Annotated in this window: 9 protein-coding genes; 1 reads left to right on the forward strand and 8 read right to left on the reverse strand. The window is 44.5% G+C overall.

Annotated features, from left to right (window positions below; translation table 11 throughout):
- The first annotated feature begins 55 nt into the window (after positions 1-55).
- Complete coding sequence (locus A5882_RS04220) at positions 56-1456, forward strand: helix-turn-helix domain-containing protein (RefSeq protein ID WP_086372472.1); 1401 nt, start codon at positions 56-58, stop codon at positions 1454-1456.
- 81 nt (positions 1457-1537) lie between these two features.
- Here the strand turns inward: A5882_RS04220 and A5882_RS04225 are convergent, their stop codons facing one another.
- From A5882_RS04225 to rpoB, 8 genes are all read right to left on the reverse strand, one after another.
- Positions 1538-2437 (reverse strand): ketose-bisphosphate aldolase, encoded by a 900-nt coding sequence (locus A5882_RS04225; protein WP_034871971.1) that lies wholly within the window; start codon positions 2435-2437, stop codon positions 1538-1540.
- A gap of 21 nt (positions 2438-2458) precedes the next feature.
- Positions 2459-3313: a class II fructose-bisphosphate aldolase gene (locus A5882_RS04230; RefSeq protein WP_086372473.1), complete on the reverse strand. Its 855-nt coding sequence runs from the start codon at positions 3311-3313 to the stop codon at positions 2459-2461.
- Positions 3314-3330: 17 nt separating this feature from the next.
- Positions 3331-4410 carry a PTS fructose transporter subunit IIC gene (locus tag A5882_RS04235; RefSeq protein WP_086372474.1) on the reverse strand — a complete coding sequence of 360 codons (1080 nt, stop codon included), beginning with the start codon at positions 4408-4410 and terminating at the stop codon, positions 3331-3333.
- A gap of 46 nt (positions 4411-4456) precedes the next feature.
- Entirely contained in the window at positions 4457-4771 is a 315-nt protein-coding gene (locus tag A5882_RS04240) for a PTS fructose transporter subunit IIB (protein ID WP_005230357.1), read from the reverse strand.
- Positions 4772-4787: 16 nt separating this feature from the next.
- Positions 4788-5285: a PTS sugar transporter subunit IIA gene (locus tag A5882_RS04245; protein ID WP_086372475.1), complete on the reverse strand. Its 498-nt coding sequence runs from the start codon at positions 5283-5285 to the stop codon at positions 4788-4790.
- A 2-nt stretch (positions 5286-5287) separates the two neighbouring features.
- Positions 5288-6754: a PRD domain-containing protein gene (locus tag A5882_RS04250; protein ID WP_086372476.1), complete on the reverse strand. Its 1467-nt coding sequence runs from the start codon at positions 6752-6754 to the stop codon at positions 5288-5290.
- Positions 6755-6998: 244 nt separating this feature from the next.
- On the reverse strand, positions 6999-10649 hold the full coding sequence (rpoC, locus tag A5882_RS04255; protein ID WP_034871965.1) for a DNA-directed RNA polymerase subunit beta': 3651 nt from the start codon (positions 10647-10649) through the stop codon (positions 6999-7001).
- Positions 10650-10736: 87 nt separating this feature from the next.
- Positions 10737-14354: a DNA-directed RNA polymerase subunit beta gene (rpoB, locus tag A5882_RS04260; RefSeq protein WP_008381746.1), complete on the reverse strand. Its 3618-nt coding sequence runs from the start codon at positions 14352-14354 to the stop codon at positions 10737-10739.
- Between the last annotated feature and the right edge of the window lie 165 nt (positions 14355-14519).

Consider the following 14519-nt stretch of genomic DNA (forward strand, 5'->3'; position numbering starts at 1 on the left):
TGAATACATGTAAAAACGTGATACTATTTACTTAAAAGGGGGCTCAGGGGCAATCATGTTACGGAAATTGTTATCATCTACAACCCAAAAGAAACTACAGCTGATTGAGTATTTATTAGACGATCAGGGGACGAGTCTTCACGATTTGGCAGTAAAATTTTCCATTTCAATGTCTGCAGCAAAAACCTATATCGCGGAAATCGACAATGAATTTTCGTTTCTGGACTTACAATTTGATGATTATTCAGCTGTTCGCCTACACTTGCATCCTTTCGCTACTCGACTAGACGTATACAGCCAGTTTTTAACTCGCTCGTCTGCGTTTCAATTGTTAGAACTACTCTTCTCATCAAGTTTCACTAGTTATGACATGCTGGCACTAGAATTAAATTTAAGCAAGTCATCGATCATTCGTTTGATCAAGAGGATCAATTTGGTTCTGGCACCGTATGATTTCTTCATCGCAACCAAACCCATCCAGTTAAAAGGAAATGAAAACAATATTCGCCAATTTTTTCTGATTTTCTTCTTAGAGAAGTACCAGTATGAATTTGTGGATGCCAACATTAACCAAGAGCAGGATTTCTTGAAGATCGCCCGTATCATGGCGGCTGCGACACCCTTAAAACTTTATTTTTCCGACATCAAAAAAATTGCCTTTGTGATCTATATCAATACAAAGCGCGATCGCCTATACGCTTCCAATCCCAATGGAAACCACATTGAATATTTCTTAGAAAAAATCGATTTGAGTGAATTTACTGGCTACAGTCGTGCTTACGTCGAAAAAATGGTCGGCTATATCACAACCCATATCGGTCAAGACCCCGCTGTCTTTCGCGAGACCAAACAAGAGTTTTATCAAATGACCAAGCGTATATTTAAAAAATACAACTATCATGAAGCCAATTTTGAAGAGAAGCTGGATGCCGTCGTCTTTTCCTATTTTCTTGGAATCAACTTGCAGGTTCCTTACTGCATCTTGGATGATCGCTTTGCTCGTTTTGTCAATAACTGTGATTTGGTCCAACAGACAGTCAATCAAGACATCGTTCAGGTTTTAACCCATTCGAATTTGCCAATCATTCGACCAAGTACAATCAATTACCTAATTTATATTTTCCATACCTCTTTTCCAAATTTCGCCAAAGAAATCATCGATGCCCACGCTGACTTTCGCTTAGCTTTGTTTTATGATACAAATAGTTACCATACGGAATTTATCCAGACGAAAATCCAACAGTTTATTCCTTATCAGCTAACAATCACGATTTTAAATCCTCTGGACTCGTTTTCTCTGACCAAACTGGACGAGACTTATGATTTGATCATCGGCAATTTGACCCCCTCCTGCAGAAAAAATGTGTTTCATTATGCAGACATCAACCTGACTTCGAATGACTTGGCGTTTATCGCTCGGCAGATTCAGGAAAAGGGGATTCGTATGCTGCAATAAAAGAATGCGCAATAAAAAAAACACCCTTGAAAAGCCGCAATTTAGCGATTTTCGAGGGTGTTTCCATTATTTGTGTGCTGTTTAGTTTTGTTCACTACGCCATGGCTGGATATTTTGCTGGCGATACAGAGCTGCTTTCCCAATTGCATTGAAGAGGGTCATTTTTTGCGTAACCACTGCTTTGGCTGCCTCAATGCATTCTGGGTAAATAGCATTTGGGTCCCATAATTCCGTTTCTGCTAAGATTTGACGGCATTTTTTGTAAAAGGCGTATTTATAATCAGAGGAGATATTTACTTTTTGGATACCGATTGCCACTGCCTGAGCGATTTCTTCATCGGGATTGGCCGATCCGCCATGCAACACCAATGGGATATCGACACGATCTTTGATTTCTTGTAAGACATCCATTTTTAATTCCGGTTTGATATCTTTCGGATAAATACCATGGGCAGTTCCAATCGCAACTGCCAGTGTGTCAATGCCTGTCTTCTCAATGAATTCTTGTGCATCTTCTGGACGAGTATAAATCACTTCGGAGACGCCCCCTTCAACGGAGGTTCCGGTATTACCGATCGTTCCCAGCTCGCCTTCGACAGACACCCCAATCGGATGGCAAATCTCGGTAATCTGTTTTGTCAGAGCAATATTTTCTTCGAAAGGCAGCAACGACCCATCAATCATCACTGAGCTGAACCCGCAATGGATCGCCCGCATAATACTCGCCAGACTGTCACCATGATCCATATGGATCACGATTGGCACAGAACTGTTTTTCGCTCTGGAAACTGCATAGTGGAAAAATTCATCCTTTGTAAAGGCCAATTCTGTTGGGTGGACCGCAATGATGGCTGGTGCATCGTTTTCTTCCGCTGCTTCGATAACGACGCGTAAGAAGTTACTGTCTGCGACGTTAAAGGCACCCACGGCAAATTGATTTTCTTTGGCAACGGTCAGTAATTGTTTCATATTGATCAACATATAAGTGTGCTCCATTCTTTTTTAAAGTGATTTGTTTTTTGATCCAGATAATTCGATATACTCTTTGACGACTGTTTTTCCTGCTTCGATGGTTTGGTTGATCAGGGTCGGATAATCGCTTTCCGGACAAGCATTCAGCTGTTGGTGCAGGGCATTTCTCTGGGCTTTCATAAAATCAGCCCCTACATTGATTTTATTGATCCCTAATGCCACGGAACGCAAGATATTTTCACTGCCGGCTCCCGAGCCGCCATGCAAAACCAGCGGTAGGTCAGTGGCTTCTTTGATTGTTTGAACGATGTCAAAGCGAAATGCCGGACGATATCCTGCTGGATAATCCCCATGACTGGAGCCGTAAGAAAGGGCGAGACAGTCGACCCCGGTTGCTCGAATAAAATGGATGGCTTCCTCTGGATCGGTATACATCCCATCGCTAGTAAACTGATCCCCAGCCACTGCTCCCATGTCCCCAACTTCTGCTTCGACACTGGCATTATAGGCTTGCGCAAACTGTACGATCTCTTTGGTGATGGCGATGTTTTTTTCTAAAGGATGCATAGAGGCATCCATCATGACGCTTGAGAACCCTTCATGGAGACATTGTTTGACGAAGGCGATATCCTGTCCGTGATCCAGATTGATGGCAACCTCCACATTGGCATTTTCCGCCATTCGAATGATCGGCTGGGTTAAGTAACGATGATCTAGATGGGTCTTTAAATGGTCTTGCAGCAAATCCACGATGATGGGTGCATGTGATTCTGCAGCGGCATCGATCACTGCTTTAGCGGTTTCCAGGTTGAAACAATTGATGGCCATAACCGCATAGTTTTCTCGATTGGCTTTTTGCAGCATCTCTTTCATTGATACATACATCTTCTTCGCTCCTTTTTTTAGGAAATTTCAATCGACGAAAAGTCAATGTCTTCTTCCTCTTCCATGATCGGCATTTCCACGGGTGCCTTTTTCAATGCAAACAGCAAAACACCGGTGATGGCAGAACCAATCAGGAGTGCGATGGTAAATTTCAGTGGATCCGTCATGGCAGGAATGATGAAGACCCCACCAGATGGCACTGGTGAACCGACGCCCCAAACCATGCTTAGACCACCGCCGACGGCTGCTCCGACCGTACAAGAAAAAATGACGCGAAACGGGTCGACGGCAGCGATCGGGATCACTCCTTCTGTAATCATACAAAGGCCCATTGGAAAAGCGATCTTGATGTTGTCTTCTTCTTCCGTAGAATATTTGGGCCGGCGTAAGAGACGAGAGAGGCCCCAAGAGATCGTAACACCAAAGGGAGGCACCATTGAGGCTAAAATTTTCACGGCTTCGGGTTCTTGAATGCCTTCCAGTAATGGACCATCAGCAAATAGCGAGGCGACTTTGTTGACGGGTCCGCCAAAATCAAAGGCAGCCATGCCACCGACAATCGCGCCAAATAAGAAATTCCCCGAGCCTTGCAGATTCGTTAAGAAAGTAGTCAACGCCTCCGTAGCCCACACGATCGGTACACCGATGACGAAGAACATCAAAGCACCGACGATCAGTGTCGACAAGACCGGTACGATCATCATTGGCATCAGACCTTGTGCCCAACGTGGTACTTTAAGGTTTTTTACTAAGAATAAGACCAGATAACCTGCGAGATAGCCTCCTAACATTCCCCCTAAAAAGCCTGCGCCAATCGCATTGGCAATCAGTCCCATAAAGAGTCCCGGAGCGATTCCTGGACGATCAGCAATGGAATAGGCGATCGCGGCAGCGATCACTGGCGCCAGCAGCCCCATCCCTAAAACGCCCAGCGAGACCAGTGCATCCGGGATCGTATAGGCAGCATCGTAATTTTCAATGACTGTGCCGTTGGTAAGATTGCCGATCGCAATCAAAAGCCCGGCTGTGACAACGACCGGCAGCATATACGAGATGGCGGTTAAGGCATGTTTTTTCAACTGCAGCTGTTTCATCATTTGTTTCATCCCCCTTTAAATTTGAATTGTCAGAACATTTATTGATTCATCCCTGATTTAATTTTTCTTCAATTGTTTCAAGCAAACGCTTAGGCGCTTTGATCACCATACTAGTTGGAATTTCTACTATTCGCTTGCCTTCAAAGCGGTCTCTGCCGCCGATTTTGATATCTGCCGCAATAATGACAACATCGGCTGCTTGAATAGCGGCTTCCGTCAATTCACTTTCCGTCCCGATGGTTCCTTGGGTTTCGATATGGACTTCATGACCAAGTTCTTTCGCAGCTGTTTCGATTTTCTGCTTAGCAATATACGTATGAGCGATTCCTGAAGTACAAGCAGCTACACCAACGATTTTCATCTTTTCTCCCCCTTTCTTAGTTTTCTGCCATTGGATCTTTAGCAAGCAAGGTCATCATTTGATCCTTTGTCCCTGACGCAACGAGACGATCAATAAACGATTCATCCGCTAGTAGCATCGCTACCTTTTGCAGCAGTTTGATATGCATCGTATTGGCATCGGTATTTTTGACTGCAAACAAGATAATTACTTGAACGGGCGCTTCATCGATGGACTCCCATTCAAGCGGACGCTTGGTTTTTCCGATCACTAAAGAGGTTTTTTTCACACTGTCCGACTTTCCGTGAGGAATTGCCAATCCATGCCCGATACCGGTCATTCCTTCCGTTTCTCGGGCAAAGACATCTTGGGTGAACCCTGCTAAATCGGTAATTATCTGGTTTTCATATAAAAGTTCAGACAGTTCAGTGATCGCTTCTTCTTTTGAATTCGCTTCCATTTCCATCTTGATAAGATTGGGATTGATTACATCTGCGATGCTGAACGTTTGGATCGTTTGGCTTTCGTTTTTCATCTTTACATCTCTCCTAATAGTTGTTTGACTCGCTTTTCATCCTGTTTGGTAAATACCGAATTGACTAAAATCGTCGGCACCTTCGTTTCTACTGGAAAATTAATGGTGGTTAAGATCAGATCGATATCCTGGTAGTCTTGCGCATGCTTTCGATACATCCGAGCGGAAAGCACATCCACGATATCCAACTCTGGAAATGCCCGTTGGACTTTGACTTTCAGCAGTTCAGAGGTCCCTACGCCGCTGCTGCACATGATTAAGACTCGCTGTCTGCGCCGACGAATGACTTTAAATTTCACAAAATACAGAACCAAGAAACCAATCTCGTCTTCCGATATGGGATTCGTTCCATAGGTTTGCTCCACTTCCTTGCTGACTTGTGCCACTTGCTCAAAAATCCTTGGGTACTCTAGTTGAATGTCATTTAGCAGCCCATTTTTCACGATGATTTTATTTTTTAGACGATAGAGCATCGGCTGGATATGGCAAAGTAGATTGGTCTTGTCTGTTTGCTGGTTCAATTTGATACCCAGTGCTTTTTCCATCCGCTTAGTAAAAAACTCCGTGATTTCGCTGGCTTCTTTTGTCAGATTGGTCATTGCCAAGGGTTTGTTTTCCACTCTGGAAGACACTAGATACTGGTAGAGATAAAATACCTCACTTTCTGGTAGCTCCGTCACGAGATAGGCATTGATTTTTTCAATCACTTGTTTGGCAATTTGATAAAACTCTTGGTGCTGTTCAATCAAATGCTGTTCTTCCTCATCTAAACCCTCAATTATCTCTTCGCGGTCAATTTCTCCTTCTCTCATTCGTAAAATCAGAATATACAGATGCGAGAAAATATTCATATTGTAAGGATACGCAATACTGTTCGCGAGTTTTCGCTCAATGAATTCAAGAATGGAGGTAATAAAGTTGATATCAAAGGCATTGATGGGATATTTTTGCGCGACCATTTCTTCATTCCACACATGGTTTTTCGTAAAGAGATCATTGACACAGCGACGGATATTTTTTTCGGTACCAATCACTGCAATTCTCTTATCGGATCGGATCAACTGGAGTTCAAAGTACTGAAAATATTCCGAAAGACGATTGATATCACTACTTATCACTGCTTCACTCAAATAGTAAGGGGCGAACAGCTCTTTGATCATTAATCGCTTTGGTGATTTAAACAATACATGCAGTGCAATCGCATGACGCCGCTCAAGCGGCTCATCATTTTGATCCGTTTCTTGATTTTCAATCGTGCCTTTGAGATACGCTTCATAATCCAAACAAAATCCTTTGCCGATTTCAGACCGAATGATTTCTGAACCAGCAGCCTCATTGATCCGCTTGATCGTCCGATAAATGGTTTTTGTTGAAACCTTAGCAGCTGTGGCTAGTTCATTAGCGGTCAAATTCATCCCCTGTATCATAAACTGCTCAATCAAACGTGTTTCTCTCTTGCTCAGCTTCATACTGTCTCCCTCCGTATCTTTACTATAGCCTTCTTTGGCTCGAGTAATTCTTAATCGATGTCCACTGATTTGGACATTTTAAAAATAACGCTTTCATCAATCGTCCCAAATGCCCCTTTTCTAGGATGAAAGAAGGGCGCATTCATTTTCGTGATATTTCCTTTTGCTAAACAAAAAAAGCTTGCCATTCCGAAGAATGACAAGCTTTTCCGTCACACTGAGTCAATCAGGTGCTGGGCATTGATTAGTTTTGGCTATTCAATGCGTCTTCAGCAGCCATTTGTGCTTCGATGTCTGAGATGCTGTAGACATTTTCGCTGGCAACTGTTACTTCTTTTGGTTCCATTTCACGGTAACGAGGCATACCAGTACCAGCTGGGATGATCTTACCGATGATAACATTTTCTTTCAATCCAAGAAGTGGATCTTTCTTGCCGCGAATCGCTGCATCGGTCAACACACGAGTGGTTTCTTGGAAGGACGCAGCAGACAAGAAGCTGTTGGTTTCCAAGGATGCTTTCGTGATCCCTAGTAGGACTGGACGGCTAGTTGCAGGAACGCCGCCGGCTACCAATGTGTCGTAGTTGCGGTCTTTAAAGTCGGCGATATCCAACAATGTTCCTGGCAAGATGCCTGAATCACCTGGATCCATGACGCGGACTTTACGCAGCATTTGACGAACCATTACTTCGATATGTTTGTCGCCGATTTCTACCCCTTGCATCCGGTAAACGCGTTGAACTTCTCGTAATAGGTAGTTTTCAACAGACAAGACATCGCGAACTTGTAACAGTTGTTTTGGATCGATCGATCCTTCCGTCAATGGCGCACCACGATGGATAAAGTCGCCTTCTGCTACTTTCATCCGGGCAGTATAAGGAACGGTATACGTACGCGTATCGGTTTCCCCTTTGATGGTCACTTCTTTGGTCCGAGTTGAAGGGTCTTCTGAGATATCGATGACTTCTCCGGTAACTTCGGTAATGACCGCTTGTCCTTTCGGATTACGGGCTTCAAAGATTTCTTGGACACGAGGGAGACCTTGCGTGATATCGTCTCCGGCAACCCCGCCGGTATGGAAGGTACGCATGGTCAACTGAGTACCAGGTTCACCGATTGATTGGGCAGCGATGGTACCGACTGCTTCCCCAACTTCAACTTCAGAACCAGTAGCTAAGTTGCGGCCATAACAATGTTTACATACACCATGTTTGGTGTTACATGTAAAGACAGAGCGAATGGATACTGTTTCGATGCCAGCGTCCACGATGGCTTTAGCTAAATCTTCAGTGATCAATTCATTGACCCCTAGAAGGACTTCGCCAGTTTCAGGATGGATCACTGATTTACGTGTGTAACGTCCAATCAAACGTTCTTCTAAGGATTCGATGATTTCGTTTCCTTCGCGAATTGCTTGAATGTCTAAACCACGGTCAGTACCACAATCGTCTTCACGGATGATGACATCTTGGGCAACGTCAACGAGACGACGTGTCAAGTAACCGGAATCGGCTGTTTTCAAGGCGGTATCGGTCATCCCTTTACGGGCACCATGGGTCGAGATAAACATTTCCAAGACAGACAGACCTTCACGGAAGTTTGAGATGATCGGCAACTCCATGATTCGTCCGTTAGGCGCGGCCATCAATCCACGCATCCCAGCAAGCTGAGTAAAGTTGGAGATGTTACCACGGGCACCGGAATCAGACATCATGAAGATTGGGTTTTTCGCTTCCAATGATTCCATCAGTTTTAACTGAATTTCATCTTTGGCTGCATTCCAAACACCAATAACTCGTTCATAACGCTCGTCATCGGTAATCAATCCACGACGGAATTGTTTCGTGATCGTTTCTACTTGTTTGTGGGCATTGTCGATGATTTCATGTTTTTCGTGCAAGTTCATGATATCAGCGATACCAACGGTGATACCCGCCATTGTTGAGTGGCTGTATCCTAAGTCTTTCATACGGTCAAGCATGCGTGACGTTTCAGTGATGCGGAAACGTTTGAAGACTTCTGAAATGATGTTTCCTAAGTTTTTCTTCTTGAATGGGCCAACAAGCTCTTGTTCTTTGATGAAGGCAGGCACATCTGTACCAGCTTCAATAAAGTACTTGTCTGGTGTTTGAACCGTCAAGTTGTAGTCTGTCGGTTCGTTCAAGAATGGGAATTCTGGTGGCATGATCGAGTTAAAGATCACTTTACCCACCGTTGTTACCATCAAGCGTTGTTTTTGTTCAGACGTGAATGGTTTGTCCCCTAAAGTGTTTGGATTGATGGCGATCCGTGTGTGTAAATGCACGTAGCCATTGCGCCATGCCGTAACTGCTTCGTCCATGTCACGGAAGATCATGCCTTCCCCTTCACGGCCTTCTTCTTCCATCGTCAAGTAGTAGTTCCCTAGGACCATATCCTGAGATGGTGTTACAACTGGTTTTCCGTCTTTTGGATTCAAAATGTTTTGGGCTGCTAACATCAGCATACGTGCTTCTGCTTGCGCTTCTTCGTTCAATGGTACGTGAACGGCCATTTGGTCTCCATCGAAATCGGCATTGTAGGCTTCACAAACAAGTGGGTGCAAACGAATGGCACGGCCTTCAACTAAGACTGGTTCAAATGCTTGGATACCTAATCTGTGAAGCGTAGGTGCCCGGTTCAATAGCACTGGATGTTCTCTGATAACATCTTCTAAGACATCCCAAACTTCGTCTTCTTGACGTTCGATTTTGCGTTTGGCATTTTTGATGTTTGACGCGATTTCACGAGAAACAAGTTCCCGCATCACGAATGGTTTGAACAATTCGATCGCCATTTCTTTTGGCAGACCACATTGGTACATTTTAAGGAATGGACCAACGACGATAACTGAACGACCTGAGTAGTCGACCCGTTTTCCTAGCAAGTTTTGACGGAAACGACCTTGTTTCCCTTTCAACATGTGAGAAAGAGATTTCAATGGGCGGTTCCCTGGCCCTGCAACTGGACGGCCGCGACGACCGTTATCGATCAAGGCATCGACTGCTTCTTGCAGCATCCGTTTTTCATTTTGAACGATGATGTTTGGTGCATTCAAATCTAACAAGCGTTTCAAACGGTTGTTACGGTTGATTACACGACGATACAAGTCGTTCAAGTCACTTGTGGCAAAACGTCCACCTTCTAATTGCACCATTGGACGCAAATCAGGCGGGATAACTGGGATAACGTCCATGACCATCCAGCTTGGTTTGTTTCCTGAAGCACGGAATGCTTCTAAGATGTCCAAACGGCGGATCGCACGGGTCCGTTTTTGACCAGTCGCGTTTTTCAATTCTTCTTTCAATTCAGCAACTTCGCCTTCAAGATCAACGCCATCTAATAATTGTTTGATGGCTTCGGCACCCATCGCTGCTGAAAATTCTTGACCGTATTGGTCACGTTTTTCACGGTATTCCCGTTCAGTCAATAGTTGTTTTTTCTCAAGGCTGGTGTTTCCTGGTTCAATCACTACGTATGAAGCAAAGTAGATGATTTCTTCCAATGCACGTGGGCTCATGTCTAAGACAAGACCCATCCGTGAAGGAATGCCTTTGAAGTACCAAATGTGTGATACTGGTGCTGCTAGTTCAATGTGTCCCATGCGTTCACGACGCACTTTTGAACGTGTTACTTCCACGCCGCAACGGTCACAAACGATGCCTTTATAGCGGATCCGTTTGTATTTGCCGCAAGCACATTCCCAGTCTTTGGTTGGACCGAAAATACGCTCGTCAAACAACCCTTCGCGTTCAGGTTTTAACGTACGGTAGTTAATGGTTTCTGGTTTTTTTACTTCACCATAAGACCAGCTTCTGATTTTTTCAGGAGAAGCCAAACCGATTTGCATACTTTCGAATTTATTTACATCGATCAAAAAAGGTTCCCTCCATTTCATTTCATGGACATATCCGATAGAACGGGGGCTATTCCCGCTGGTGGCGGAAATAGCGAGGGCCGTCTATTATTGCAAGCGATCTTCTGCTGTCTCGATTTGTTGGTTCAACGCGTCGGCGGCATTTTTAGCTTCTGTTTGTGCTTTTTGTTCTAATTCACGGGCTGTTTGTTGCTCCGCAAATTTTGTTAAGGCATCAACGGTGATCAAATCATCATCGTCATCATCCATATCACGCAGTTCGATCTCTGCATCATCGATATCTAGGACACGCATGTCTAGACCCAGTGATTGCAATTCTTTTACTAATACGCGGAATGATTCTGGTACACCTGGTTTTGGAATTGGTTCCCCTTTGACGATCGCTTCGTATGTTTTCACACGACCAACCACGTCATCTGATTTGTAGGTCAAGATTTCTTGTAAGGTGTAAGCAGCACCGTATGCTTCCAGTGCCCAAACTTCCATCTCTCCGAAACGTTGTCCACCAAATTGGGCTTTTCCTCCCAATGGTTGTTGCGTAACCAATGAGTAAGGTCCAATGGAACGGGCATGCAATTTATCATCGACCATGTGGGCCAATTTGATCATGTACATGACACCAACGGAGATGCGGCCATCAAATGGTTCGCCGGTACGTCCGTCGTAAAGCACTGTTTTAGCATCGCTGGCCATCCCTGCTTCAGCAACCGTTGCCCAAACATCTTCATCGCTGGCACCATCAAAGACTGGTGTTGCCACGTGAATGCCTAATTGACGCGCAGCCATTCCTAAGTGTAACTCTAATACTTGTCCAATGTTCATCCGAGAAGGTACCCCTAATGGGTTCAGCATGATATCGACTGGTGTGCCATCTGGTAAGAAAGGCATGTCTTCTTCTGGCATAATGCGAGAAACGACCCCTTTGTTTCCGTGACGTCCGGCCATTTTATCCCCTTCATGGATTTTCCGTTTTTGAACGATATAAACGCGAACCAGCATGTTCACACCTGGTGACAATTCATCGCCAGCTTCGCGGGTAAAGATTTTGACATCGTGGACGATTCCGCCGCCGCCGTGAGGCACGCGTAGAGAAGTGTCACGCACTTCGCGGGCTTTTTCACCAAAGATTGCGTGCAACAAACGCTCTTCTGCTGAAAGTTCCGTTACCCCTTTTGGAGTGACTTTCCCAACAAGCAGATCGCCATCTTTGACTTCCGCACCAATGCGGATAATGCCCATTTCGTCTAGGTCTTTCAACGCGTCTTCCCCAACGTTCGGGATTTCGCGAGTGATTTCTTCAGGTCCTAATTTTGTGTCGCGGGCTTCTGATTCATATTCTTCAATATGGACAGAAGTGTAAACATCATCTTTTACCAAACGACGGCTCATGATGATGGCATCTTCATAGTTGTATCCTTCCCAAGTCATGAATGCGACTAAGACGTTTTGTCCTAATGCCATTTCACCTTGTTCCATAGATGGGCCATCTGCTAAGATGTCGCCTTTTTCCACTTTTTCACCAAGTGCTACTAATGGACGTTGGTTGTAGCTGGTTCCTGAGTTTGAACGACGGAATTTGGTAACAGAATAAACGTCTAATGCGCCATTGTCACGACGAACGCGCACTTCGGCTGCATCCACGTATTCTACGATCCCATCATGTTTACATAACAAAGCAGCTCCTGAGTCATGTGCTGATTTGTATTCCATACCAGTACCAACCCAAGGTGCTTTCGGATTGATCAATGGTACAGCTTGCCGCTGCATGTTGGCACCCATCAAGGCACGGTTGGAGTCATCGTTTTCCAAGAAAGGAATACATGCGGTTGCGACTGCGACTACTTGTTTTGGTGATACGTCCATGTAGTCGACTTTATCGATCGATACTTCCAAGTTTTCAGAAGTAGCACGCGCCATAACAACGTCGTTTACGAAAGAGCCGTCTTCATTTAACAAGCTGTTTGCTTGGGCCACAACGTAGTGGTCTTCGGTATCGGCAGTCAAGTAATCGATTTTGTCTGTAACACGGCCTGTTTCGCGGTCAACTCGACGGTATGGTGTTTCAATGAAGCCATACTTGTTGACTTTGGCATAAGAGGCCAAGCTGTTGATCAACCCGATGTTTGGTCCCTCAGGCGTTTCGATCGGACACATACGGCCATAGTGGGAATAGTGAACGTCTCGGACTTCATAGCCGGCACGGTCACGGGTCAAACCACCAGGTCCTAAGGCAGATAGACGACGTTTATGGGTCAACTCACCCAGTGGGTTTGTTTGGTCCATGAACTGTGACAACTGAGAAGAACCAAAGAATTCTTTGATACTTGCGACAACTGGACGAATATTGATCAATTGTTGCGGTGTCAAGGTTTCGGTGTCTTGGATCGACATCCGTTCACGAACGACACGTTCCATCCGAGCAAGCCCGATCCGGAATTGGTTTTGCAATAATTCACCAACAGAACGAATCCGACGGTTTCCTAAGTGGTCGATGTCATCGACATTGCCGATGCCTTCCATCAAGTTGAAGAAGTAGCTCATTGAAGCAATGATGTCTGCTGGACGAACGGTACGTGTGGCAGTATCTGGATAGCCATTACCGATCACGTTGACTTCTTGTTCTGGATCTTTTGGTGAAAAGACTTTGATGACTTGGACGGTCATTGGTTCGGTAACGACCCCATCTTCTGATGGATAGTACGTTACACTGTTTAGGCCATTATCGATAAATGCGCCTAGTGTTTCCATGACTTGGTGAGTCAAAACAGTGCCTTTTTCAACAATGATCTCGCCTGTTTCAGGGTCAACCAAGGTTTCTGCTAAGGTCAAGTTCAATAGACGTGTTTTCAAGTCTAATTTTTTGTTTACTTTGTAGCGACCAACATTTGCTAAGTCGTAACGTTTTGGATCGAAGAAACGTGCGTTCAGCAAGCTGCGTGAGCTGTCTGCTGTTTTTGGCTCGCCTGGACGAAGACGTTCGTAAACATCTTTCAATCCTTCTTCGGTACGAGAATCGCTTGCGTTTTTATGCAAGTCTTTTTCGATCGTGTTGCGCAATGATTCACTGTCGCCGAAAATTTCAAAGATCGTGTCATCAGAACCAAACCCTAGGGCACGGACTAAGACCGTCAAAGGAATTTTACGGGTACGGTCAATCCGTACGTAAGAGATATCTTTGGCATCAGTTTCCATTTCTAACCACGCACCGCGGTTAGGGATAACAGTTGAACCAAAGCCTTCTTTGCCGTTTTTATCGACTTTGCCATGGAAATACACACCTGGAGAGCGGACCAACTGAGAAACGATAACCCGTTCTGCCCCGTTGATGATAAAGGTTCCTTGTTCAGTCATTAATGGGAAATCACCAAAGAATACTTCTTGGGATTTGATTTCCCCAGTTTCACGGTTCGTCAAACGCAAAGTAACATGTAATGGTGCCGAATAGTTTGCATCATGGGCACGGGCTTCTTCTACTGTATACTTTGGTTCTTTCAATTCATAATCCACAAATTCTAGGGACAAGTTACCGTTGAATCCTTCGATTGGCAAAATATCTTCAAACATTTCTCTTAGGCCCTCATCTAGGAACCATTGGTAAGAGTCGGTTTGAATTTCAATCAAATTCGGTAATTCTAATACTTCACTGATCCGTGCGAAACTTCTACGTTCGCGATGCTTTCCGTATTTTACTACGTGTCCAGCCAAGCTCTTCACCTCTTCATAAAGTCTTTCAAAAAGGCTATCCGATTATTTACAAAACTGTAACAAATATTAAATATAGGTTACAGAAAGCATTTTTTGCGGCTTTTAGGCAAAAAAAAACCAAAAATAGAACGGATGCATTGGGCATTTTCTACTTTTGTTTCCTTA

This window comes from Enterococcus sp. 4E1_DIV0656, from assembly GCF_002140695.1.
Lineage (GTDB): Bacteria > Bacillota > Bacilli > Lactobacillales > Enterococcaceae > Enterococcus_D > Enterococcus_D entomosocium.